The 22,980-nt window shown below is 59.4% G+C and carries 23 protein-coding genes and 1 pseudogene; 9 read left to right on the top strand and 15 right to left on the bottom strand.

Going from position 1 to position 22,980, the window contains the following annotated elements; genetic code table 11:
• From VGL70_21885 to VGL70_21860, 6 genes are all read right to left on the bottom strand, one after another.
• Window positions 1-242: hypothetical protein (locus tag VGL70_21885; protein ID HEY3306180.1), on the bottom strand; the 242-nt coding region annotated here is incomplete at its 3' end.
• Between the two features lie 17 nt (window positions 243-259).
• Entirely contained in the window at window positions 260-1,489 is a 1,230-nt protein-coding gene (locus tag VGL70_21880) for a HAMP domain-containing sensor histidine kinase (GenBank protein HEY3306179.1), read from the bottom strand.
• A gap of 45 nt (window positions 1,490-1,534) precedes the next feature.
• Window positions 1,535-2,344, bottom strand: coding sequence for a glycerophosphodiester phosphodiesterase (locus VGL70_21875; GenBank protein ID HEY3306178.1), 810 nt, complete (start codon window positions 2,342-2,344; stop codon window positions 1,535-1,537).
• Between the two features lie 265 nt (window positions 2,345-2,609).
• The gene (locus VGL70_21870) at window positions 2,610-3,749 is read right to left on the bottom strand and encodes a Rieske 2Fe-2S domain-containing protein (protein ID HEY3306177.1); all 1,140 of its coding nucleotides are present in this window, start codon (window positions 3,747-3,749) and stop codon (window positions 2,610-2,612) included.
• Window positions 3,750-3,765: 16 nt separating this feature from the next.
• Window positions 3,766-4,896, bottom strand: coding sequence for an extracellular solute-binding protein (locus VGL70_21865; protein HEY3306176.1), 1,131 nt, complete (start codon window positions 4,894-4,896; stop codon window positions 3,766-3,768).
• Window positions 4,897-4,905: 9 nt separating this feature from the next.
• The gene (locus VGL70_21860) at window positions 4,906-5,919 is read right to left on the bottom strand and encodes a hypothetical protein (protein ID HEY3306175.1); all 1,014 of its coding nucleotides are present in this window, start codon (window positions 5,917-5,919) and stop codon (window positions 4,906-4,908) included.
• Between the two features lie 711 nt (window positions 5,920-6,630).
• Here VGL70_21860 and VGL70_21855 point away from each other — a divergent pair.
• Window positions 6,631-6,774, top strand: a complete 144-nt coding sequence (locus VGL70_21855; protein HEY3306174.1) for a hypothetical protein — start codon at window positions 6,631-6,633, stop codon at window positions 6,772-6,774.
• 376 nt (window positions 6,775-7,150) lie between these two features.
• On the opposite strand, the gene VGL70_21850 is transcribed toward VGL70_21855, so the two are convergent.
• The 8 genes from VGL70_21850 to VGL70_21815 form a co-directional block, all read right to left on the bottom strand.
• Entirely contained in the window at window positions 7,151-7,543 is a 393-nt protein-coding gene (locus VGL70_21850; GenBank protein ID HEY3306173.1) for a DUF5329 family protein, read from the bottom strand.
• Window positions 7,544-7,586: 43 nt separating this feature from the next.
• Window positions 7,587-8,612 (bottom strand): type I glyceraldehyde-3-phosphate dehydrogenase, encoded by a 1,026-nt coding sequence (gap, locus tag VGL70_21845; GenBank protein ID HEY3306172.1) that lies wholly within the window; start codon window positions 8,610-8,612, stop codon window positions 7,587-7,589.
• A 1-nt stretch (window position 8,613) separates the two neighbouring features.
• Window positions 8,614-9,933: a diphosphate--fructose-6-phosphate 1-phosphotransferase gene (gene pfp, locus VGL70_21840; protein ID HEY3306171.1), complete on the bottom strand. Its 1,320-nt coding sequence runs from the start codon at window positions 9,931-9,933 to the stop codon at window positions 8,614-8,616.
• Between the two features lie 106 nt (window positions 9,934-10,039).
• Window positions 10,040-11,482 (bottom strand): alkaline phosphatase, encoded by a 1,443-nt coding sequence (locus VGL70_21835; protein ID HEY3306170.1) that lies wholly within the window; start codon window positions 11,480-11,482, stop codon window positions 10,040-10,042.
• A gap of 86 nt (window positions 11,483-11,568) precedes the next feature.
• Complete coding sequence (locus VGL70_21830; GenBank protein HEY3306169.1) at window positions 11,569-11,748, bottom strand: hypothetical protein; 180 nt, start codon at window positions 11,746-11,748, stop codon at window positions 11,569-11,571.
• Window positions 11,749-11,762: 14 nt separating this feature from the next.
• Window positions 11,763-14,141 carry an ATPase, T2SS/T4P/T4SS family gene (locus VGL70_21825; protein HEY3306168.1) on the bottom strand — a complete coding sequence of 793 codons (2,379 nt, stop codon included), beginning with the start codon at window positions 14,139-14,141 and terminating at the stop codon, window positions 11,763-11,765.
• Window positions 14,142-14,277: 136 nt separating this feature from the next.
• A complete protein-coding gene (locus tag VGL70_21820; GenBank protein HEY3306167.1) occupies window positions 14,278-14,982 on the bottom strand; it encodes a CDP-diacylglycerol O-phosphatidyltransferase in 705 nt (234 codons plus the stop codon).
• Between the two features lie 70 nt (window positions 14,983-15,052).
• Window positions 15,053-15,658: a glutathione S-transferase family protein gene (locus VGL70_21815; GenBank protein ID HEY3306166.1), complete on the bottom strand. Its 606-nt coding sequence runs from the start codon at window positions 15,656-15,658 to the stop codon at window positions 15,053-15,055.
• Between the two features lie 192 nt (window positions 15,659-15,850).
• Between VGL70_21815 and VGL70_21810 the strand changes: the two genes are divergently transcribed.
• The 3 genes from VGL70_21810 to VGL70_21800 are packed head-to-tail and all read left to right on the top strand — an operon-like array spanning window position 15,851 to window position 18,108.
• Window positions 15,851-16,879 carry a hypothetical protein gene (locus VGL70_21810; GenBank protein HEY3306165.1) on the top strand — a complete coding sequence of 343 codons (1,029 nt, stop codon included), beginning with the start codon at window positions 15,851-15,853 and terminating at the stop codon, window positions 16,877-16,879.
• A gap of 48 nt (window positions 16,880-16,927) precedes the next feature.
• A complete protein-coding gene (locus tag VGL70_21805; protein ID HEY3306164.1) occupies window positions 16,928-17,578 on the top strand; it encodes a Rieske 2Fe-2S domain-containing protein in 651 nt (216 codons plus the stop codon).
• Complete coding sequence (locus VGL70_21800; GenBank protein ID HEY3306163.1) at window positions 17,575-18,108, top strand: Rieske (2Fe-2S) protein; 534 nt, start codon at window positions 17,575-17,577, stop codon at window positions 18,106-18,108. The genes VGL70_21805 and VGL70_21800 overlap by 4 nt, the downstream gene beginning before the upstream one ends.
• Here the strand turns inward: VGL70_21800 and VGL70_21795 are convergent.
• Entirely contained in the window at window positions 18,105-19,682 is a 1,578-nt protein-coding gene (locus VGL70_21795; GenBank protein ID HEY3306162.1) for a M20/M25/M40 family metallo-hydrolase, read from the bottom strand. The genes VGL70_21800 and VGL70_21795 overlap by 4 nt on opposite strands.
• 236 nt (window positions 19,683-19,918) lie before the next feature.
• On the opposite strand from VGL70_21795, the pseudogene VGL70_21790 reads away from it, so the two are divergent.
• The 5 genes and pseudogenes from VGL70_21790 to VGL70_21770 form a co-directional block, all read left to right on the top strand.
• A pseudogene (locus VGL70_21790) lies at window positions 19,919-20,098 on the top strand (glutaredoxin domain-containing protein).
• Between the two features lie 11 nt (window positions 20,099-20,109).
• On the top strand, window positions 20,110-20,748 hold the full coding sequence (locus VGL70_21785; GenBank protein ID HEY3306161.1) for a cysteine hydrolase: 639 nt from the start codon (window positions 20,110-20,112) through the stop codon (window positions 20,746-20,748).
• Window positions 20,749-21,041: 293 nt separating this feature from the next.
• Entirely contained in the window at window positions 21,042-21,746 is a 705-nt protein-coding gene (locus tag VGL70_21780) for a cysteine hydrolase (protein ID HEY3306160.1), read from the top strand.
• Window positions 21,747-21,782: 36 nt separating this feature from the next.
• The gene (locus tag VGL70_21775) at window positions 21,783-22,655 is read left to right on the top strand and encodes a dienelactone hydrolase family protein (protein HEY3306159.1); all 873 of its coding nucleotides are present in this window, start codon (window positions 21,783-21,785) and stop codon (window positions 22,653-22,655) included.
• 10 nt (window positions 22,656-22,665) lie between these two features.
• Window positions 22,666-22,980: dienelactone hydrolase family protein (locus tag VGL70_21770; GenBank protein ID HEY3306158.1), on the top strand; the 315-nt coding region annotated here is incomplete at its 3' end.

The raw sequence follows: 22,980 nt of genomic DNA, 5'->3' as shown, positions 1-22,980 counted from the left end.
AGCGCGTTCAGGAGCGCTTCGAGGCACGGCGGCGAGAGGGGAGATACGTGCCCAAGGACATAGGCGATGGGCCAGCGTTTCTCCGCCGGCGCCCGGTCCAGCGCGCCGCGAAGCTTTGCGGCGACGGCGGGGGCGCTGTTCGCCCTCGAGATCAGCGCGTCCACGGACTTACGCACCGCTCGCTTATCGGATTGTTCCAGAGACGCGATCAGCGCGTCAATCTTATCGGACTCGTCGTCCATCGAATTGCAATGACAAATCAAGCGCGGATCGGAACGCGCACGGTGAAGGTGGATCCTTGGCCGTCCAGGCTCTCGACCTGTACGGTTCCCTTGTGCGCCTCGACGATCGTCTTGACGATGAAGAGGCCGAGGCCCGTCCCTTCGATCTTGGCCGACCCCTTCAAACGTTTGAATTGCGAGAACAGCAGCGGCAGCTCGTTGGGCGGAATGCCGATCCCCGTATCGCGGAAGCTCACACAGATATGGCCGTCGTCTCGTCTGGACGTGACGGTGATCTTGCCGCCCGCCGGAGTGAATTTGATCGCGTTGCCGAGCAGGTTCCAGAAAACTCGTTCGAGCTGGGAATTGTCGCCAAGGAGTTCGGGCAGATTATTATCGAGATCCATCCTTAGAATGAGCTTTTTTTTCGCCACATCGGATTCCTGATGGCGGGCGACGACGTCGAGCAGATGGTTCACGGAGACCGGACCTCGAGCTATTTCGAGCTTGCCGGCCTCTGCCTTGCTGGCATCGAGAAAACCGGTGACCAGGGTGACGATTCTTTGGGCGTTGTCCTGCACGCGGTCGAGAATGTCGATCTTGCCGCGATCTTCGGTGCGGCCGGCGAGCTGATCCTTCAAAATTTCCGCGTAATTCATGATGACGCCCAACGGGTTTTTGATGTCATGCGCCAGCGCCGAGACCAGGTCCATCTTCACGCGCTCCTTCTGCTCCGCGCTTTCCGCGCGGACTTTCTCCTTGGTGGCGTTTTCCGACAGGTAGCCGTAAAGGATGGAGATGCCGAAGAGAAAGGCGATCCGGATAAAAAAATCGGAGCCGAGCTCGGCGATCCCCTTGCCCTCGCGCAGCAGGAAGCCGAGATAGACCAGGCAGATGACGATAAACCCGAGAACGACTCTCATCTGGCCGCCGCCGGCCGCCGCTAGAAAAAGGACAAAAAAGTAGAGCAGAAACAAGTCCCATGGGCCGCCGCGATTCTGATAGATCGCAGCCGAGATGAAAGCGGTGTCCACGATAAGGAATGTCACGTCGAAGTAACGATGGTGGAAAAGCTCGTCGGGAAGGCGGTACAATACCAACGTAGCGATCAAGAAGAGAGCGATCAAGCCGAACGACCAGGTGTCGCCGACGACCTCTCCTTTGTTGAAGAGCATCAGGTAGGATGCGCCGATGGTCACCAGCCATTGCAGGACGGTGATCATCTGCTTTTTGTTGAGCGTCCCGCGACCGGGGGTTGCTATGTCCATGCGGACCCTAGTGTACTTATTTTGAGCCTGAGAAAAAGGATTTTTTTACGGCGCCGCCACGAGCGCCCGCAGGCGGCCCGGATAATCGGTAATGATCCCGTCCACCCCGAGAGACAACAAGCACGCCATCTCGTCGAGGCCGTTGATGGTCCAGACGAACATCTCGACGCCAATCGTGTGCGCGGCATGGACGGTCTCGGCGCTAACCAGGGTCCGGCCTTGGAACTCGCGCGGTAACTGCATCGCCTGTCCGGGAGGACGATACGTTTCCGCCGAGCCTCTTTCCAGCCATGTCACGAACCCCGCCACCTCTCCGTAGCAAAAACCCGTGGCCATCGGCACATCGTTTTTGCCGAGCTCCGCGCGGATTTCCGTCATGATCCGGTCTTCCTCGGTCGCAAGCAGGACATCCCGCTCCTTGCCGGCTTGACGCACGGCCTCGATGACTCGCTCAACTATCGATGGCGTCGACTGCTTGATTTCAACGATGGCCCTGGCTTCGGGAAGGAAGGAGAAAAACTCCGCCAGAGTCGGAATCTCGATCCGCTGACCGCGATAAGGATACGTCGCCCCCGCGTCCTTGGTAAAGCGGTAACCGGCATCGAGCTGTTTAAGGTCTGCAAGACTGAGCTGGTCCACCGCCCCGCAGCCGTCGGTCGTTCGGTCCACCGTCTCGTCGTGCATAATGACAGCCTCGCCGTCCGCGGTGCCGCGAACGTCAAGCTCGACAAAACCGGCGCCATCTGCGAGCGCCCGCAGGAAAGAAGGAAGTGTATTTTCCGGCGCCTCTCCCGCGGCGCCACGGTGGCCGATGATGCGGGGTTTGGGCCCGGAGAAGAATGGGAATTCAGCCACAGGTAAATCCCGAAAGCTCTCGATTGTCAGACATCAGTTCTCAACGCAGGACTCCCTAACCCTCGCCCTCTCCCAGAGGGAGAGGGTAGGGGTGAGGGAATCCGCCTCCGACCGGGCGGCAACTTTCCCGGCGAGGCCGAGGGGCGCGAGGGAGAGGTCGCGGACGTCCGAATAGGAAAGGTTCGGCTCATGGTAGTGACCTATCGGCCGCGACCGAAGACTTGCGCTCCGAGGACTCGCTTTCGGAGGAATGACGGATTAAAAACTACCTGCCCCGTCCTACTTCCCGCTTGCTGTCGGTAATAGTATGAAACGCGATCAGGCGGTTCTTGCTCGCGTCTCTCATGACGCCCATCGGGTCCTTGCCGCGCCTTACTTTGTCGATCTCCGCCTTGAGCATCTTGCGATAGAGCAGAATGCCCCGGTCCGCCGTCGCGAGATGCTCGCGGCTGCGCTCGTAGATCGGCCCCGCCGTCTCCCACGCCATGTAGTCCTGCATCCAGACCTTTTCCATCTTGTAAACTCCGTCCGGTGTTTTGGCCGGCGCCGCGTGATTCACCGGCGGATCCTCCGGCTGATCGATCGCCGCTCTGTTTTTGGATTCGAGAAAATAGATTTCGAAAAAAAGCGTGTGCGTGTCGTCCACCGGCACGCGGTATTGCAAGTAGTGCTCGCGCCCATGGCATTGCCGGAGCATGTTGGGAAAAACCAGCGGATGCTGGTTAACCACTGAAAGTTCTCCGTCGCCATTGGCGGCCAGGCGCTTTTTCATGATGCCGTAATCGAAGACTTCGAACTCGTATTTTTTTATCTCCGCCTGCCGCTCGCCGTGCACCGGCTTCCCTTTTCCGACACCGTGAAGATAATGGGTGTGCGTCGGATCGACCGAGTTTTCCATCGGCTGGAGCCAGTTGCAGTCGAGCTGCGGCAGCACGACGATCCGCCGCTCGCCGTCCTTGCGTACCAGCACGTCGTAAGCGGGAAGCAGTGGGGCGGGCTTGGGGCCCATGTAGGCGAAAAGCAGGCCGGCCAATTTTTGCACGGGATACGCCGTCTGCCGGACGCGGTCTTTGTACGTGCTGTTGCCCGGCTCGGCCGGCTGCTCGACGCATTTCCCGTCGCGCGCGTACATCCAGCCGTGATACGGACAGCGGATGTTATCGCCCTCGATGCGGCCGTAGGCGAGCGACGCGCCGCGGTGCGCGCAGCGCGCCGCCAGGAGACCGTAACCGCCGTCGCCTTTGTAAAGCACGAGATCTTCGCCGAGCATTCTGACGTGTCTCGGCGGCCGTCCGTCAAGCTCGGCGGCGACCGCGATCGGGTGCCAGTAGCGGCGCAGCAATTCGCCCGCCGGCGTTCCCGGCCCGACCCGCGCCAACCTTTCGTTTTCTTTCTTGCTCAGCATTCCGCTCTCCTCGACGCTACTTCTGTTTCACCGTCTCTTTGAAAAGTTTTACGATCGGCGCGGGGTCCATCCGGTCCGGTGTGAACATCGGCACGTATTCGACGCCGGGCCGGCGCCGGTATTCGGGAGGCACCGGGTCTTTGGGAATATCTTCGCGCATCGACTCGACCTGGTCCAGGGCCGTATTCATGATCTCCTGGTAGGCGATCTGTCCCTCGCGAGATAAAAACCAGTTGACGAAAACTTTCGCCGCGTTGGGATGCGGCGCCTGCTTCATCATCGCGATCGTCCCGTTCGGTCCGCTGTCCAAGCTCGCCGCTTCTTTAAAGTTGGAATCTTTGAACTCATCGACCGGAAGCCCCTGCTTCTTCGCTTCGGGCACGTCCCGGAGGAACAGACCGAGCGCCGCCTTGCCCGTCGCCAGCCAATCCGTCGCCTGCCGGTCGTCGCGGCTGAAGATCACGTCCATCTCGGCGAAGAGCCGCCGCAAAAATTCCGGACCGACTCCGGGTTTGTAATACAGCGCGCGCCAGCCGCCGGCGGATTCCGTCGGCTCGATCGCGACGATTTTACCTTTCCATTTCGGATTGAGAATGTCCCGATACGAAGTGAATTCCGCCGGATTAACAAGTTTCGTATGGTAAGAAACGCGCGTCGCCGCCGCTCTTCCCCAGTAGACGAAAATATACCGGCCTTCCGGATCTTGATAGTGGTGCCTGCCTTGCCACCATTTCGACGCGTCGGCCACCTCGGGCAACATCAACGCGTCCTTGATCGCATCGAGCGCGCCGGCTTGCTTGTGGAGCACTTCGTAGGGCGAGGTGACGCCGCAGATGCAAATATCGACCAGGTGTTTGCCGGCGCGCAGCTCGGTGACGATCCGGTTGAAAAAAGCCGAGCCGCGCCCGCCGACGGCGTTGAGCCGGATTTCGGGAAATTTTTGCTGAAAGGCTTGAATGGCTTTTTCGAGATTGCCGCCCTGCCAGAAATAGACCGAGAGCGCCGCTTCTTTGCGCGCCGCCGTGACCGTCTCGTCCCATGCCTGCTTCCAGGATGCGTCCGCCGCCGCGGCCCCGCTCGCGCGAGCCGCGAATAAGACGGCAAGAAAACTTGCCGCGACGGATACGAGCGCTCTCTTCGGAATCATCGCCGCCGGTCAAACGTCGAGCGTGCTGGGCGCGAACAGGTCTTCGATCTTGTGCTTTTCGGGCGTCAAGCCTTGCTCGTGCGAATAATCGATGATCGTTTGCAGCATCTCCCGGTTGGGCTTGACGCCGTAGGGAAAGGGGTCGGCGCCGAATATTTTTCTCGTCGTCTTCAGATACTCCGTGGCGAAGATCAGGCCGGAAGGAATGCTCTCGGCGAGCTTTTCCTGGGCGATCTCCTTCGCCTTGACGAACGCCTTGTAGAGATTGAAGGCGAGCCACGGGTGTTGCCGGTGGACGTCGCCGCGAATGACGTAGGCGTGATTCGCCGGAATGTAGCCGTGCGCTTTGAAGAAGCGCTCGCCCTCGGCGATCGCGTCGGGAAACAGCGGCTTGATCTTGCTCCAGTCGCCGCCGGCCGCGCGAATCTGCGTCGAGCGGTCGATAATGTTGCTGCCTTTTTGCAACGCCCGGTGCACCGGCGCGGCATCGATCTCGTTGGCGACGAGCATCGAGGCGAGACTTTTATCGGGCGGAATCCGGTTGAAAGAGATCCCCTTGGGCGGCGTGAAGCCGGTCGCGCCGCCGTGGCTCAGCTCCTCGGTCCGCTCCATGTACCAGTGGACTTTGTATTGCGACACGCCGAAATCGTGCTCCAGGATGCCGCGGTCCCAGAGCGCGGCGGTCTGCTGGTATTCGCCGACGCCGATTCGCTTGCCGACGAGGTCGCTTGGCTGCTTGACGCCGGAATCGACGTTGTAGGAGAGCTGCATGTGCATGAAGCGCCGGGAAGGAAAGACGGGCAGGGCGATCATGTCGAAGCCGCGCGACTTGGCGATGAGATAAGAGGAGAGCGACATCTCCGAAATTTCGAACTCCTGAAACTTGAGCTGGCGCCAGAAGGTTTCCGACGGGTCCGAAAGCGTGACGAGCAGCTCGACGCCTTCGGGTTGGACCGTGCCGTCGATAAGCGGCGCGACCCGTTCGTTGGTTCCGGAAATGAAGCTCAACTTAATGCGAGGCATGACGCGTGCGCGATCCTAAATTTAACTCACGGAATTATCGCGGCAGAAGGGGAGAAAAGTCAAGGTCGGGAAAAAGGCAAAAGGCGCGTGGCAATAGGCGTCGGTAAGGATGCTTTATTAGGCTCCGGTCAGCTATTGCCGTGTTTGCCCTTTAGGGCTCTGCATTCGTTGCACAGCTCGCCGACGCTCGGCAGGAGGTCCAGCTCCAGGTAATCGCCGCTGGGCCAGCGAGAGCAACTCTGAGCGAAGTGCCACGTGTCGGCATTCGGGGATTTTCTGTACGTTGCGTCCGTTTCTTCCCGAAGGTCGAATATCCGATGCACAGTGCTATGTTCGTCGGAGTAAGATCCACTGGCGATCCAAGGGCGCGCGGCGCAATGAGGGCAAGGAGTAACGAGCGTGAGCGTCAAAACTCTTTCGAGGGTGAGATGACGCAGGGTAAATTTCCCGCTGCACACGTAGCAGCGGAGAACGACCGTCCATGTTCTCGTGCTTGTCATGCCGGTTGTTGGATATTAAGACGGAAAAGCTAAAACTTCTATCGGGTGTTTCACACAAGAAAGCAATACGGGTTTTCACCTGAGTCGTGTTAACTGGATTCGCGCCCGGGACGCTTAACCTTGTTCGGGTATTCACTCGGGTTGATCGATTCGATTCCTGTTGGAAAAGTAAGAGTGCGATGAATAAGTTTCTTCAAGAGGAGGTGAAGCAATGAAAAAGGCCAAGTTGCTTGCTGTCCCACTTCTTCTGGGTTTGTTGCTTGTATCAGGATGCGTCTCGGCGAGCGTCGGCGTGGGGGGCTACGGCGCGGGCGTCGGCGTGCACCCGTTCGGCGCTCACGTTTACGTCGATTAGTCGAGGCGAACCAGGGAAATACCTGAAGGGAATTAAGGGAAACACCCAATAGGAAATTAATTTTCCGCTCGGCATAATAAGGTCCACATGGCTGACGCTACAACCACGTGGACGGTTATTCTGCGCTGCCGCGCGTGCAAAGAAAAGTTTACGCTGCGGCGCCTTACGCGCGATAGAGTCCTGGTCGTTCCTCTACTTGCGCCGTGTCATCACTGTTCCGCGCAACCCCATATCGCCGCCGGACCGGATCGTAACGAGGAAAGTCGATTACACCGGATCATTGATCTTAGGGAAGAAGCGCGGGCGAGTACAGAAAGATCAGTCAGGGTTAAACTTCCGCCGTCGGCCTAACAAGTGGTCCTGCCCGAACTATAAATCATCTTTGGTTCGAGACGTTCTGCTGCCGGTATTCGTTGAGAGCCTTGCCGAGCCATTCGGCGGCTTTTATCTCTTTTCCGTCTTTGGTCCTCACGAGGTACGGCTGTCCGGAGATCTCGCTTTTGCTGGCCGCCAGACGAATGAAATCTTCCGGCGTCTTGACCTCTTTCTTGAAATGGCCGTACTTGTCCCGCATGTGCTTGGCGGCTTCCCTGGAAGTATGGGCTTTGCCGTTGCGGATGAAGGTGACGTCGGAGTTGGCGACAAAGTCGATGAGATACGCGACGGTCGGGGACAAATCGTTATCGAGCGCTGCGGGCTGAGCGGAAATAAGACTCTCGCCGAGGGCCCAGGCTGCGATGAAAACCAGATGCGCGGTGACGCGGGGCATAAAAATCATCGAGTTACAAATTTATCCCGGCGTCATGAAATCTTTAGCCGCCGCCCGCGTTGCCGGCCCGGGCCATGAACGCCGCCAGGTCGCCCACTCTGCAACTATAACCCCACTCGTTGTCGTACCACGCCAGGACCTTGACCATTTTCCCCTCTAAGACGGTCGTTGACAGCGCATCGACGATCGATGAGGCGGGATGGCCGCGGAAATCGCTCGAAACCAGCGGCTTGTCGCAGTAAGCGAGAAGGCCTTTGAGGCGGTTCTCCGAGGCTTCCTTGAGGGCCGCGTTGATTTCGTCTTCCGAGGCTGATTTTTTCAGGTCCGCGACCAGATCGACGATCGACACGGTGGCAGTGGGCACCCGGAGCGAAAGTCCGTGAAGCTTGCCCTTGAGCTCCGGGAGGACTAGGCCGATCGCCTTGGCGGCGCCGGTAGAGGTCGGAATGATGTTCATCGCGCCGGCCCGGGCGCGGCGCAAATCCGGATGGATCAGATCCAGGATGCGCTGGTCGTTCGTGTACGCGTGGGTCGTGGTCATCAGGCCTCTTTCGATGCCGAAGGTATCGTGCAGGATCTTGGCCACCGGCGCGAGGCAATTCGTCGTGCACGAGGCGTTGGAGACGATGTGATGCTTTTTGGGCTCGTACCTGGAATCGTTCACGCCGAGCACCAGAGTGATGTCTTCGTTGCTCGCCGGCGCGGTGATGATCGTCTTCTTGGCGCCGGCTTCAAGGTGGGCGCGGGCCTTCTTCGCGTCGGTGAAGATTCCGGTTGATTCTATGACGATATCGACGCCGAGCTGTTTCCAGGGAAGTTGAGAGGGATCCTTGTGGTTCAACACGCGGATCTCTCGGCCGTCGATCCTGATCGTGCCTTCTCCGGCCTCCACCGAACCGGCGAAGGGACCGTAGTTGGTATCATATTGAAACAAATGGGCGTTGGTCGCCGGATCGGCCATATCGTTCACCGCCACGACGGACAAATTATCTTTGTGCCGCTCGAGCATCCCGCGAAGACACAGCCGGCCGATCCTGCCGAAACCGTTGATTGCGACTCGCGCCGTCATGTTAAATCCCTCCTCGGATCTCCGTCACCAGGTAGCGGAATTTTTTTTGAAACTGTTCGGGGCTCAAGCTTCCGTTGCCGGTGGACGCGGCCTCGGCCAGAGCGCCGAGCTTCTCCGGGCTGTCGAAGTCTTCCCGCTCGAGACGAATCATGTATTCCCGCGCGACCTTGTAAGAGGGTTTGCCGACGTCCACGAGGCGGACCTTGGTCCTGCCCGTGTGCGGGTCGAGCAGCTCGTCGAAGTTCAAGTAGCGAAGCTTGCCGTTGTCGAGACAGACCAAAGCGCCGTGGACCCGGGCCGCCTCCGGGCTCGGGCTCAGGAGAAACTCCGCCGCGCCGTAGCCCAAGGCGCGCACGTATTCGCAATCGAACGCCAGCGGCGGCGCGCAGCGCACCTCGTAACCGATGTTCTTGTGCGTGATGCTGATGCGCTCGCCCCGTTCGACAAAGCGGCGCTCCACCTGGGTTTTCAATATGAACGCGAGGTCCATCTCGGCGAGACGCAGATGGCCGTAGTCGTCGCGCGTGATGCGCACCCCTTCGATGGCGGTCATCTCCTCGGGGGTGAGGCGCTCCAGCAAGCCCTCGGCGATCAAGGCTACGCCGTCGAGCCTTCCCCAGAGCGCCTTGCGCTTTAAAATCGCCCCTTCGAGCAGATCGCACAGCGTCTCGAGCCGCACCTGCCCTTCGAACTCTTCGGGGATAACGGTGAGGGTCGCGCCGGCCGCTTTGCCGATGCCGAGCGCGAGGTGGCCGGCGGAGCGGCCCATGACGACGACGAAATACCAGCGCTTCGTGGCGCGCGAATCTTCCATCAGGTTATGCACCAGGCGGAAGCCCAGCTCGCGCGCGGTCTCGAAACCGAACGTGGGAATGTCGCCGGGGAGCGGGAGGTCGTTGTCGATGGTCTTCGGCACGTGGCAGATTCGGATGCTTCCGGCGGCGCGCTTGGCCAACTGGCTGGCGGCGAACATCGTGTCGTCGCCGCCTATAGTGGCGAGGCAGCCGATTCCCAACTGTCTGAGAGAGGCCAAAACCGCTTCGAGGTGCTCGGGTTTTTTCGTCGGGTTGGCCCGCGAAGTATTTAAAATGGAGCCGCCCTGGAAGTGAATCCGCGACACGTCGTCGTGGTCCAGCAGCTTCACTCTTTCCGTGTCGCCCGCCATGAGCCACTGGAAGCCGTCGTATATGCCGAGGACCTGGCGGTCGCGATTGCGCGCTTCTAAGGTGAGCGCGCTGATGACTCCGTTGATTCCAGGGGCCGGTCCGCCACCGACCAATACGCCGATTCGATCGTTTCCGTCGCCGCCCGGATTGGCCATACGTCCTTCGCGTTCGAGGTAAATCGGATAACATCCTATAGTCTGTCTCGGGACACCGCAAGCTAGTGAGGAAGCAAAATGTCCGCGGCTCGGGTGCGGGATCGCGCTATTCCGAATTTTTTTCCCTGAGGAGGGTGAAGAGATGTTTGGCGAAGTCGGTATTGTCCTGATAGCCGCGGAACAACTCCGAGCCGACGCCCAGGGCCGCGACGAATACCGGCTGGCTCGTGTGCCCCGACGCGCCCCAGTACGCCTGCGTATTGTTGGCCACCATCATGCCGAGCGTGTTGGCGACCGGGTCCGTATAGATGTTCCGCCCCGGCAGTTGCTTGGCGAGGAGCATTTTTTTCAAGTCCGGCGCCAGCGTGAATCCATTGAAGCGCTCTTTCATCAGGCGATCGACTCCGTCCGAAGTCGGGTCGGGCCCGAGGATCTCGGCGGCTTTTTTGAGCGAGATCGAGATCGAAGCGATCTTATGGAAATCCGCCACGGTGGCGGCCACGCGCTTCGCGTGACGGCCCGAAGGCTCTTCCAGGGCCAACGTGAAGCCGAGCCCGCCGCTGTCGTGGTCCGAAGTCGCCAGGATGAGCGTCTCGCGCGGGTGCTTGCGGTAAAACTCGTAAGCCAACCCGACGGCGCGGTCGAACTCCCGATAGGCGTGGATCACCGACGCGACGTCGGTCATATGGCCGGCGGCATCCGTATTCTCGTTTTCGATGAAGACCATGAAGCCGCGGCGGTTGTTCTCTTCGAGAAAGCGGATCGCGGTCTCGGTCATCTCTGATAAAGACGGCTCCTTGTCCTTGTCGCGGTCGAGCTCGAAGCTCATCTCCTGCGGAGCGAAAAGCCCCAACAGCTTTTTCCCTTTGGAGCGGGAAAGCTCCTTTTTGTCGGAGGCGTAGACGTAGCCCTGCTTGGCAAAGGCGTCGATCATGTCGCGGTCGTCCTTGCGGCCGCTCCCCGGCTGGTTCTGCGCAATAAACTGGTCGCGCCCGCCGCCCAAAAGAAGATCCGGTCCCGCGCGGAGGTACTGATCGACGATCAGGCTGAAAAACTTCCGGTCGGAGACGTGGCCGGTAAAGGCCGCCGGGCTGGCGTCGTAAATGGCCGCGGTCGTCACCAGCCCTATGCGCATGCCCCTGTCCTTGGCGATCTCCATGACCGTCTTGGGCACCCTGCCGTCGGCGCAGATGCCGAGGGCACCGATCTTCGCCTTGCAGCCGGAGGCCATCGCCGTCGCGGCCGCCGCGGAGTCGGTCGTGAGAGAATCCGCCGGGTGGACGGTGATGAGACCCAGCGATCCCTCCTTGATGATCTTGTCGGGTATGTTCAGCCCTTCGTTGTTGACGACGCGGTTGTACATGCGGGCGGCTTCCATGCCGGCGATGCCGGCGCCGTCGGCGAGAAAAATAAAAATATATTTCGGAGCGCGCGCTTGAGCGGCGGCGCCCAGTCCGTGCGACGCCGAACGAATGAAGAGGTAGGCGCCGAGAGCCGCGGCCGTCACGAGCAGAAACGTCAGGGATGCGGGTTTCTTCAAGCGGCCCATTACCGACGCATAGTAGCGGAACTCTGTGCAAATGGCAAAAAGATGACGGAGCGCAAAATAATCGTCGGCGGACGCGGCTATCGGCTCTAAGGAGCGGCGGGCTGCCGTTTCTTTTTTAAGTACTCCGCAACGCCGATTTCCTCGATGTAGCGCCGCTCTTTTTTGTTTTTGAGATACTCGTGAAAATCGACCTCCTCGATCTTTCTCGATCCCAACGGCGCTTTTGCCGGCGAGGTTTTCTCCGACCGCAGTTTCTTTGCCGCCATGGCCATTCTATCCTCTATTTCAAATAGCCGACCTGCCGCATACCCGCCTCACGGCTCGACCGCGGCGACGGCGTGGGGTCCTTCTGCGGCAGCAGCGTTTCGACGAAAATCCGGTCTGTGTTGTCCCTGACGTGGAGCGAGAACTCGGCGAACTCCGCGCCTTCGGACGTCCTCAACCGTTTTACGGTGTCGATGATGAAATCAGCGAAATCGCCCAAATATTCGCCGTCGATCGTCTCCCCCAACTCCTGCTTGATCTTTCGGTAGGCCTCGAAGAAGTCCGCGATTCGCTCGGTCTCCGATTCGACCGTGTTGGCGTCGAAACGGATGCGATACGATTCGCCTTCCAGCGCGCCGGAAGCCGAGTCGCTCGTGAAGACCTGAACGGGCACGTTTTCCAACGGCGCTCTCTCGATGACTTTGTATTCCGTTTTTCTCGAAGGGCGCGCCTCCGGCGGCGCCTTTCCTTCGCAGAGGGCGATGACCTCGTCGAGAGGGCGAGCGGACAGCGCGTCGCTTTCCTGATGAAACACCATGCGCACGACCTCCTCCAGCGTGGTCACGCCCTGCGTGGCCTTGTAAAAGCCGTCCTCGCGCATGGAGATGAGATGGGCCTGGTCGCGCGCGATCAGTCGAATCTGCGTGGAGGTCTTGCGGCTCATGACGGCCTCGCGGATGGCGTCGTTGACGACCAGAAGCTCGTGCAGGGCGACGCGCCCCTTGAATCCGGTGCCGTTGCAATGCATGCAGCCCTTGGGCTGATAGAAGGTGAACGACTCCACGCCGCGGAGATCGACGAGGAACGAGGCGATCATCTCCTGGCGCGGGACGAACGGCTGCCGGCAGTTCTGGCACAGCACCCGCACCAGGCGTTGACTGACCACGGCAGAAACGGTCGAAGCGATCAGGAAGGGGTCGATGCCGATGTCGAGCAGCCTGAGCAGGGCGCCGGTCGTGTCGTCGGTGTGAAAGGTGGTGAGCACCTTGTGGCCGGTCAGCGCCGCCTGGATGACGGCTTCCGCCCCTTCGCGGTCGCGGATTTCGCCCACCATGAGGACGTCCGGGTCCTGGCGCATCATCGACTTGAGAAAGTCCGAGTAGGAAAGGCCCAGCTTCGGATCGAGATTCCCCTGGACGATGCCGTCGAGGGTGAACTCCACCGGGTCTTCGACGGTGATGATCTTGCGAAACATGTTGTTCAGGTAGTTGAGCGATGCGTAAAGCGTGGTCGTCTTGCCGCTGCCCGTAGGTCCGGTCGCCAGCATGATGCCCGACGGTTGGTCCAATAGCTCTGCGTACCTGAGGCGATTGGCGGGATTGAATCCCAGCAGGTCGAGATCGATCAGGTTGGTCTGGCGTTGCAGGATGCGGATCACGATGCTTTCACCGTAGACCGCCGCGTAAGTGGAGACCCGCAGATCGATCTCCTTGCCCATGACCTTGGCCTCGATGCGGCCGTCCTGGTGCCGCCGCTTTTCCGCGATGTCGAGCCCGCAGAGGACTTTGATGCGAGAGATCACGGGCGGCGCAAGAAACAGCGGCAGATCGGTCTTGTGATAAAGGACGCCGTCGATGCGGTAGCGGACGCGAAGCCCCTTTTCCTGCGCCTCGATGTGGATATCGCTCGCCCGCTCCCGGAAACCGTCGGAGATGACGTAGTTGACGATGCCGACGGTCGTGTCACCCGACTCGGTCGAGACGTCGGTCTGTCCGATGACGAGGTCTTTCTGCGCCTCCGACGTCGAAAGGCCGGTTTTCAGATCTACCCGAAAGCACTGGCTGATGGCGTTTTGAATTTCGTCGGCGGAGGCGATCGCCGGCTGGATCTTGCAGCCGAAGAATTTTTCCAGGTCGGCGATGGCGGCCTGGTTCAAGGGATCGGCCATGAGGACGGTCAGCTCGCCCCCCTGTTTGAAGGCCGGCAAGGCCTCGTTCTTCCGGAGAAACGTCTCGTTGACGCCTCTGAGCAGGCTCTTGTCGATCAAGCTCGGGTGCGGCGTGATCTTGGGGACGCCGAGCTGCAGGTTGAGCGCGCTGATCAGCGCGTTGTTCGTGAGATATCCCTTCTCGACCAGGATCTGGCCGATTTTTTTCCGGCTGACTTTCTGTTGCTTGAGAGCGTCGCGAACCTGTTCCGGAGTGACCAGGCCCAGATTCGTCAAGAGCTCTCCCAACGCGATGCGGTTTTGATTCGTGCCTAAGGTTTTTTTGAGCTGGTCTCGGGTGATGAACTTGAGATCGACGCAGATCTCGCCCAGCGGCATGTAGATCTGTTGCTTTTTCTGAACGGCTACGGCTTCTTCCAACTGCTTGGCGGTGATCAAGCCTTCCTGCACCAGCAGCTCGCCAAGTTTCGCCGTACGTTGGGTGGTCTCCGGAGTCTCTTTCTTCACTTTCACCTCATGCGGTCTATGCGCGAGCCGACCTGCAGCCCTTGAACTGCCCGGAGGCGGTTCGCCCGCGGAGCGACCGGTGTCCGCGTCCAGCTCTGATTCGCAATGATACCCGATAGCGGGCCAGAGGGTCAATTCATTTCCGCTTGCCCGGGGCTCGCCGCGCGGCGAGCCAGAAAGACAACGCCGTATAATACGCGGGGAAAAGCAGCGAAGAAAACACGACGAGGCGCGGCGGCGTGGGAAGATAATGAATCGTCGCGAGCATCAGAACCCCCCAGACGATTCCCAGCGCGATCGTGAGGCCCCGAAAAGCCGGGCTCCGGCTCGGGTAGACGTATTTGATCGGGACAAAAACGAGGACGGAGAGGGCGAGAATGAGAAAGCCGTTGACCCAGAGCGGCGTCTCAATGGCGTACAAATACAAGGCGACGATGTTCCAGTAGGAGGGAAAGCCGAGAAAAAAATGGTCCGCGGTCTTGGCCTCCTTCTGGCAAAAGCCGTAGGCGCTCGCCAGCATGGGAACCGCAGCGAGCCACAGCGCGTCGCGCTCGGGCAGCAGGCCGGCGCGAATGAGGAGCAGGCAGGGGACGAGGACGTAGTTCAGATAATCGATGATGTCTTCGAGCCGGTCGCCGTCGAACCAGGGTATCCGTTCTTTGACGCGCGCGGCGCGGGCCAAGGTTCCATCGCTGGCGTCGATCACGACGGCCAAGGCCATGAGCCGGAAGGCGTTTTGAAAGTCGGCTCGTTCGATCAAAAAAATCGAGAGCAGAGCTAGAACGACGCCGGAGGCGGTATAAAGGTGAACCAGCCAAGCGAGGACGATATTCCACGACATCAGCTGTCGCTTTAACGCTTGCTGGTTTGGTTAAAACCCGAAACTCGAAACTCGAAACCCGAAACTTTTCTCATTGTGCCGAGCCCGCCCAGCTCGGCCGGGCCTTGAGCCGGGCGATCCAGGCCAGTGTGTTTTTGTATTTGGGATCGAGCGTGATGTTGAGGCGCTCCAACGCGTCCAGGTTGGGCATGAAGGCGACGTCGGCGAGGCTGAACTCTCCCGCGAGGCATTCTTTTCCTTGCAGCTCTTTTTCGATCCTGTCGAAGCACTTGAAGATCTCCGCCTTGCCGGCGTCGATCGCCTGCTGGTTGCGCTCGCCCTCCGGCTTGCGCATTTCCCGGTTGATCTGGCCCGCCGCGGGGTTGAAATAGTTGTCCCGCAGATCTTCCATCGTCCGCGCCCGGGCCCGGCCATCGGAGTCCTTGGGCAGCAGCGGGGGATAGGGATACTCGTCCTCGAGGTACTCGTTGATGATCGTGGAGTCGTAAACGATGAAGCCTTCGTCGTCCAGCGCCGGCACCTGGCCGAACGGGTGGATTTTCAGGTAATCGGGATTTTTTTGCTCCTTCTTCGTTAGGTCGATCAGGACGCGCTCGAACTCCAGCCCCTTCTCGATCAGCGCGATCCGCACTTTGCGCGAGTTGCTGGACTGCGGGAAATGATACAGCTTGATCATGACGCTGATGCCTCCTTAGGTTCGGAGATGTATGGTTCATCCATACCATAGCTCCGATTCGCCCGCCATACGAAAGTGGCGGCGCGCGGTTGACAGAGCCGTTCGCGCGCCCCTAGAATCGCATCGGAATCCCCGGGCCAACCGTAGGAAAGCGAGGTGTCCATGTATTCTTGCAAAATGAGTTGCGGGTTTATGGCCGCGCTGTGCTTGGCCCTGTTCGGGCTCGCCGCGGATGTCTACGCCAACGGCGCCGATTCTTTCATTGGGTTTCGGCCCGGCGCGCGCCAGATCAAGGGCAAATACACGGTTTTCGATCTGCCGCGGGACTACGCGGCCCCCCATTGTTTGGCGGCCGACAGCCAGGGCAATATTTGGTTTGTCGAGATCGGCGCCAATCGAGTCGGCAAATTCGATCCCCGGAAGAAAGAGTATATCGAGTATCTGATTCCGACACCCGAGGCGCAGCCGCACGGGATTACCGTCGATAAGGACGGAATCGTCTGGTTTACGCAGGCCGGGAAGGACAAGATCGGGCGCCTGGATCCCAAGAGCGGCATGATCACCGACTTCCCGGTGCCGCCCGGAGGGACGCGGGAAGGGGCGCAAGGCGGCGTCGGGAGAATTCATACGCCGATGATGGGAAAGGACGGCTTTCTCTACGCCAGCAACCAATGGTTGAGCTCCATCGTCAAGCTCGATCCCAAGACCGGACAGACCTGGGAATTCATGACGCAGACGAGGAGAGCCAGCCCCTACGGTATCCAAGTCGATTTGGACGGCAATCTTTGGTTTGCGGCGGTCGGAAGCGAGTTCGTCGGGAAGCTGGATACCAAAACGGGCACGATCACAGAGCATAAGACGCCGACGCCCAAATCGGGACCGCGCAGATTGACGCTGGATCCCGAGGGAAAAATTTGGTACGCGGCGTGGAACGCCCACAAGATCGGCTACATCCATCCCAAGACTTTAGAGATGAAAGAGTTCGTCCCGCCTTCGTCGCCGCAGAGCGGCACCTACGCTCTCGCGTCCGATGGCGCCGGCGTTCTCTATGTCGCCGAATACATCAGCAATCAGGTGAGCCGGTTCGAGCCCAAGACGGGAAAATGGACCGAATGGCCCATGCCGCTGAGAAGAAGCCGCGTCCGCAACATCGTGGTCGATCCGGAGGGCTACGTCTGGTACGCGGATAACGGCAACAGCAAACTCGTCCGGCTGGAGTAAATAAAAGTAAAAAAGTAAAAAAGCAAAAAAGCAAAAGGGGAGATCTCCATGGCCGGAGTTTTGAAGGTTCTCGGCAGACGAACGCTGCTGAAGCTGTTTTTGGCTTTGCCCTTTGTCAGGTTTCTGGAGGGGGTCGTGAGCCGGCTCGTGAAATCGGATGCCCAGGCCGCCGGCGCCGGGACCAAATTTAAGGTCGCGAGCGTTTCTCAGTTGGACAAGCCGTGGAGCACCGCCTCCTTTGAGTACTTCGTAAAGGTCAAGGGCAAGGACACGAAAGGCGATACGGTCAGGGAAGAATATCTGCCCGGATTGGTCGTCCGCTTGCCCGACGACCTGGCCCGGCAGCGCGGCGCGGGCGCAAAGGAAAAATTCGAGGTCGTCAATCTGTACTGCACGCACCAGCGCTGCAAGACCGCTTTTATTTCCGATGCGGCCGATATCGAAGGAATGACCGGTAAAAAGGTTACCCACCCGGTCTTTTACTGTCCCTGCCACCGAAGTCTCTTCGACGCCGCCAAGGGAGCGGAACCCATCAAAGGCAGCGAGGCGAAGCTGGCGCTCTGGAAATTCGACTTCGAGATCAAGGGAAACGATATCATCGTCACCGGAGTCGATCCCGCGGTCTCGAGTTGGGCGCCCGGAAATCCCGGCGGTTTGAGCAGCGAGCATCCGGTGCGGCCCGGGGAACGGGGGCTGTGAAGCGAAGGAGATTCGTCGGCTATCTATTGAGGGCGGGCTTGTTCCTGCCCTTTTCGTTTTTCGGCAAAGCGCGCGCCTACGCCGCGGCCCAAGCGCCGCTGGCCGTCCCGCTCAAAGATTTGGCCGTCCCTTGGTCGTTTGTCGAGTTCGAGTTCACGAAGCGGATCAAGACTCATCGCGGTCTTCAACCCAGCGCGTTTCCGGGGTATCTCATCAAACTGCCCGATGCGATCGGAAAACGGCTCGGGCTCAAAGACAACCTCTACGCGGTGAGCCGCATTTGCCCTCACGAGGGCTGCCCGATCAATTTTTACCGGCAGCGCCAGGACGTGCCCTATCCGCTGTCGCCGGAAGAGTTTCCCCATCCCATGCTCGTGTGCACGTGCCACCAGAGTATCTTCGATCCCGCGCAAAACGGGAAAGTGCTTGCCGGTCCCGCGCCCCGGCCTCCCTGGACCTTCGACTTCGTCATCGAGAAGGGCAGGGTAATCATCAAAGATCTCGAGCCCGGCGGCGAGAAGTGGGGCTAGCCGTCCCGGGTCGAAGGAACTTTGACAAACGTGAATCCTTCTTTGGCGGCGGCGATTTCTCTTGCGAGCTTGAACAACATATCGTTGATCTTCGCCATCCCCTGGATATTCAGCTTTTCCCAGGTATCCGAGGGACGGTGATAGTCTGGGTGAATGCCGGTCGTGAAGTGTAAGGCGGGGATTTCCTTTCTGTGGAAAGAGACGTGGTCGCTGCTTCCGCCTCCCGGTCTCATCGTGACCTTGAGCCCTTCGGCGGCGCGGCCGACGAGCGCGCGGAACTCCTTGGCGCTGTCCACGGAGGCGGCCGTGACCTGATCGTCTTTCATCCGGCCCACCATATCCAGATTGATCATCGCCCTGGTCGAGGCGGTGGGAAAAGGCGGATGATCGACGAAGTATCTCGACCCGCGCAGCCCCAGCTCTTCGCCCGTAAAAGCGACGAAGACGATGGTCCGCGGCGGCCGCTCGCCCATCCGGCCGAGCCTCGCCGCCACGCTCATCATCACGGCGGTCCCCGAGGCGTTGTCGTCGGCGCCGTGATGGATTTGGCCTTCGGTCTTCGAGCTGCCGGTGCCGAAGTAGCCCAAGCCGATATGGTCGTAGTGCGCGCCGATGACGATATTCTCCTGCTTCAATTTGGGGTCGGCGCCGGGGAGAACGGCGACCACGTTGTCGCTCGGCCGGGTGATCTTCCCGAGCTTCACGGTCAGGGAAGCGCGTACGGCGGGGATGGTGACGGATGCGGGTTTTTCGTCGCGGTCGATTTTGTCTTTCAGCTCGGCCAGCGACAGCCCTTCGGCTGCGAGCCGCCGCTCGACCACCTCGCGCCTGACCTGCACGGCGATCAGATCGTCTTGGCTCCGTCCCAAGCTGCGACGGAGCGACAGCAGCTCGTTTTGTCCCTGCTTGGGCGAAAAATCCACCAGGATGAGACCGGCGGCACCGTGCTCGCGGGCGTTGGCGGCCTTGGCTTGCAGCGTGGCGTATCTCGACGCCTCGGGAAGCTTACGAAACGGGCTGTTGCCGTTCTTCGGCGGCGGCTCGTAGCGCAGCACGAGCACGATCCGGCCTTTGACGTCGATGCCCGCGTAGTCGTCGTAGACGTAGTCCTTGGCGGTGATGCCATAGCCGGCGAAGACGAGGCCCGCTTCGACCGTCCCTGAATCGGAAAAGCCCAGCGGAATCCAGTCCGTGGTGAGCTTCAAGTCGGCGCCCTTATCCAGTGCCGCGGCGCTCGGCTCTTTCACTTCGACGCCCGTGACCACGTCCAGCCGCTGGAAGTAACTGCCGTTGTCGCCGCCGGGAAAGAGGCCGTAGCTTTTGAATTCCTGCGCGATGTAATCCCTGGCCAAGGCGATTCCCGGAGTATCGACGCCTCTTCCCATCATTTCCTCCGAAGCCAGCGCGCGAACGTGCCGCGCCAGCTCCTCGCCGGTTGAGGACTCCGGGACTGTAGTCGGAATCTCGTTGGTCCGTCCGCCGAGGACGAAAAAAAACGTGAGCAGAAGCGCGGGAAGGAGCAGGCCGGCGATCTGCCGCCTTTTCTGTCTTAGGCTTGTACGGAAATTGGCCATGCCGTCTCGTTATCGAGAGAACGTTAGGCTGAAAGGCTAACAGAGCGATGGTTCTTTTTAAAGCGCAAGCCTCGTCCCGCGCGAGGCGGTCGGCGGCCACCCGTTTTGGGAATTGACTTGAATCCGTTCAAAGGCTAGGCTTTTTTCCCAGTAACCGGCCGCGGGATTTGAAGGAGGAATTAATGGCGAAAGTAGTCGTGGTTTTCACCCAGCCGGGATGAGGGCCCTGTCACCGAGAGAAAGAGTTTCTTTCTCAAAAGGGAATCTCCTTCGTGGACAAGAACGTGCGCGAGGACCCCGCGGCGCTGAAAGAGCTGTTGGCGCTGGGATTTCAGAGCACGCCGGTGACTTTGATCGACGGCGAAGCGGTGGTCGGCTTCGATGTGGAAAAGCTTCAGAAGCTTCTAGGACTCTAGAGGAGGCGACAATGGATGCTGGAAAAAGGTATCTTGCTATTGCCGTTAGCGTTATGAGCCTGCTGATCATCGCGGCGTGCGGCTCGGCGCAGACGATCATCGATGAATGGGGTACGGTCAAGCCGCCCGCTGCGCCGGAGCTAAAGCCGGTGACGCTCGACGCGAAGACGACCGCGCTGCTCGTCCTCGACTTCGTAAAACAGGGCTGCAACAACGAGCGTCGGCCTCGCTGCGTGGCATCGGCCCCGAAGGTGCAAGGCTTGTTGAAACAGGCCCGGTCCAACAAAGCAACGGTCATCTACAGTGTAACGACCTCGTCGACGCCGGCCGACATTCTTAAAGAGGTGGCGCCGCTCGGGAGCGAACCTATGGTCAAGGCGATGGCGGACAAATTTTTGGGGACCGATTTGGAAAAAATCCTCAAGGACAAGGGCATCAAGACGGTGATCGTCACCGGGACGGCCGCGCACGGCGCGGTTCTCAATACGGGCAGCCAGGCCGCGTATAGGGGCTTTAAAGTTATCGTGCCCGTAGACGGGATGTCGTCCGAAAACACCTACTTCGAGCAGTACACCGCGTATCATCTGGCCAATGCTCCCGGTGTCGGACAACAGGTGACGCTCACCAGGGCCGACATGATCAAATATTGAGTCGAAGGACCGCGATGGGTGAGACTGTAGGACAACTCGTCCAAGAATTTCACGCGGGCAAAATGAGGCGGCAGGAATTTATCCGGCAGGCGGCATTTTTAACCGGGAGCCTGGCCGTGGCTACGAGTCTTCGATTCGCTGTTTTCCACAGCGGGTTATGCTGCCCAGGTAGATCCCAACGATCCGGCGCTCACATCCTCGGATGTCAAGTTCGCCGCCGAAGACGGGGCGGCAATAGTCGGTTTCGATCAAGCAAAGATCGAGCAGCTCTTAGGATTATAGCGGAGAGAAAGATGAAAGAAAAAATTCAGGGGCGGAGGGAGGATCTTTGCAAGGGTCGGTCAGGCTGGCGACTGTTTCCATTGCCGACAGTTTTTGTCGCGGGCGGCGTAGTTTTAGTATGCCTCTTCAGTTCCGGCATCGAAACTTATACGTTCGCTCAGACTATCGTGGATGAGTGGCCGACGGTGAAGGCCCCTAACGCGCCAGAGTTGAAACCGGTAACGATCGACTCCAAAGTTACCGCGCTCCTCGTCCTAGATATAGTAAAGCCAATCTGTAACGCCGAGAGGACTCCACGCTGTGTCAGTTCCGTCCCTAAGCTCCAAGGCCTAGTCAACCAGGCTAGGGCCAAAGGGGTATCTGTCATCTACAGTTTGGGCGGTAAAGCAACACCAGCCGACATATGGAAAGAGGTAGCCCCCCGTGAGGGAGAACCAATTGTTGAATCGAATGCGGATAAGTTTTTTAAAACGGATCTGGAAAAGATCCTAAAAGAGAAAGGCATCACGACAGTGATCCTCGTGGGAACCTGGGCTAACGGGGCTGTTCTCTCTACGACCGGCGGGGCCGTGGTGAGAGGTTTTCAGGTCATTGTCCCTGTGGACGGAATGTCGGCGCCGAGCACCTACATCGAGCAGTATGTAACGTGGCATATAGCGAACTCCCCCGCTACCAGAGGGGTCACCTTAACCAGGATCGACATGATTAAGTTCTAAGGCAGGTGGAGATACCTACCCGGCGACAGAGGCGATATGCTTACAAACGTGGAAGAGCTGATTCAGAAATATCGCGATGGCGGAATCAGCCGCAGGGAATTCATCCAACAGGCTGTGGTCTTAACCGGGAGCCTGGCCGTGGCTACCAGTCTTATCGATTCGCTGCTCTCACTCGCGGCCCATGCTGCCCAGGTAGATCCCAACGATCCGGCGCTCACGTCCTCGGATGTCAAGTTCGCCGCCGAAGACGGCGCGGCGATCGGCGGTTACCTAACCAGGCCGAAGGGAGACGGAAAGTTTCCCGCGGTGATTGTCATCCACGGAAACTCCGGTATCGATGATCATATCCACGACGTGGCCCGGCGCATCGCCAAGGCCGGCTATGTCGCTCTGACGCCTGACCTGTTGTCGCGGCAAGGTGGAACGGCCTCTTTCCCGTCTTCGGCGGCGGCTACCGAGGGCACCCGGAAAGTAAACGACGATACGATCGTCAGGGATCTCAACGGCGCGATTAACTTTTTAAAGGCGCAAAATTTCGTGCGCCCGAAAATCGGCGTCGTGGGTTTCTGCTGGGGCGGCAGCCGGGCCCTGATGTTCACTACGCGGAGTAAAGATCTCGCGGCGTCGGTGATTTATTACGGCAGCAACCCGTCGAACCTTGACGACGTCAAAAACATTATAGCTCCCGTGTTGGGTCAATACGGCGGAGCGGACGAACGGGTCACGTCGGGCGCGCCGAAACTGGACGAGGCGATGAAGAAATACGGTAAATCTTTCGAGTACAAGATTTACGCCGGTGCGCCGCATTCGTTTAATAACGATACGAGCCCGCGAAGTTACCGCGAAGAAGCGGCGAAGGAGGCCTGGGCTAGGACGCTGGAGTTCTTTAAAAAGCATCTTGAGAGTTAAGGAGGCAATCGTGCCAGAGGAAATAAAAAAACTTGTCGAAGAATACCGCGACGGGAAAATCAGCCGCCGCGAGTTTATTCAAAAGGCGGTAATTTTGACGGGGAGCATGGCTGCGGCGACGAGCCTGATCGATTCGCTGCTCTCACCGTCGGCCCATGCCGCCTTTACAGATCCAAACGACCCCGCTTTGAAATCCGGCGAGGTACAATATCCGGGCAAGGCGGGAACCGTCTTTGGGTATCTGTCCAGACCTAGCGCCGCCGGAAAATATCCGGCGATCGTCATCATCTCCGACAACCAAGGTTTAGGCGACCACTTCCGCGAT

Source organism: Candidatus Binatia bacterium (assembly GCA_036504975.1).
GTDB lineage: Bacteria > Desulfobacterota > Binatia > UBA9968 > UBA9968 > JAJPJQ01.
This window is presented reverse-complemented; position numbering and strand designations above follow the sequence as displayed.

Bases quoted from the DNA above. Each gene is read 5' to 3' on its own strand.
- VGL70_21830 (HEY3306169.1), bottom strand. From the start codon at position 11,748: ATGGCGGCAAAGAAACTGCGGTCGGAGAAAACCTCGCCGGCAAAAGCG.
- VGL70_21855 (HEY3306174.1), top strand. From the start codon at position 6,631: ATGAAAAAGGCCAAGTTGCTTGCTGTCCCACTTCTTCTGGGTTTGTTG.
- VGL70_21775 (HEY3306159.1), top strand. From the start codon at position 21,783: ATGCTTACAAACGTGGAAGAGCTGATTCAGAAATATCGCGATGGCGGA.
- VGL70_21810 (HEY3306165.1), top strand. From the start codon at position 15,851: ATGGCCGCGCTGTGCTTGGCCCTGTTCGGGCTCGCCGCGGATGTCTAC.
- VGL70_21860 (HEY3306175.1), bottom strand. From the start codon at position 5,919: ATGCCTCGCATTAAGTTGAGCTTCATTTCCGGAACCAACGAACGGGTC.
- VGL70_21795 (HEY3306162.1), bottom strand. From the start codon at position 19,682: ATGGCCAATTTCCGTACAAGCCTAAGACAGAAAAGGCGGCAGATCGCC.
- VGL70_21820 (HEY3306167.1), bottom strand. From the start codon at position 14,982: ATGTCGTGGAATATCGTCCTCGCTTGGCTGGTTCACCTTTATACCGCC.
- pfp (HEY3306171.1), bottom strand. From the start codon at position 9,933: ATGGCCAATCCGGGCGGCGACGGAAACGATCGAATCGGCGTATTGGTC.
- VGL70_21780 (HEY3306160.1), top strand. From the start codon at position 21,042: ATGAAAGAAAAAATTCAGGGGCGGAGGGAGGATCTTTGCAAGGGTCGG.
- VGL70_21880 (HEY3306179.1), bottom strand. From the start codon at position 1,489: ATGGACATAGCAACCCCCGGTCGCGGGACGCTCAACAAAAAGCAGATG.
- gap (HEY3306172.1), bottom strand. From the start codon at position 8,612: ATGACGGCGCGAGTCGCAATCAACGGTTTCGGCAGGATCGGCCGGCTG.
- VGL70_21805 (HEY3306164.1), top strand. From the start codon at position 16,928: ATGGCCGGAGTTTTGAAGGTTCTCGGCAGACGAACGCTGCTGAAGCTG.
- VGL70_21850 (HEY3306173.1), bottom strand. From the start codon at position 7,543: ATGCCCCGCGTCACCGCGCATCTGGTTTTCATCGCAGCCTGGGCCCTC.
- VGL70_21785 (HEY3306161.1), top strand. From the start codon at position 20,110: ATGGATGCTGGAAAAAGGTATCTTGCTATTGCCGTTAGCGTTATGAGC.
- VGL70_21870 (HEY3306177.1), bottom strand. From the start codon at position 3,749: ATGCTGAGCAAGAAAGAAAACGAAAGGTTGGCGCGGGTCGGGCCGGGA.
- VGL70_21865 (HEY3306176.1), bottom strand. From the start codon at position 4,896: ATGATTCCGAAGAGAGCGCTCGTATCCGTCGCGGCAAGTTTTCTTGCC.
- VGL70_21815 (HEY3306166.1), bottom strand. From the start codon at position 15,658: ATGATCAAGCTGTATCATTTCCCGCAGTCCAGCAACTCGCGCAAAGTG.
- VGL70_21835 (HEY3306170.1), bottom strand. From the start codon at position 11,482: ATGGGCCGCTTGAAGAAACCCGCATCCCTGACGTTTCTGCTCGTGACG.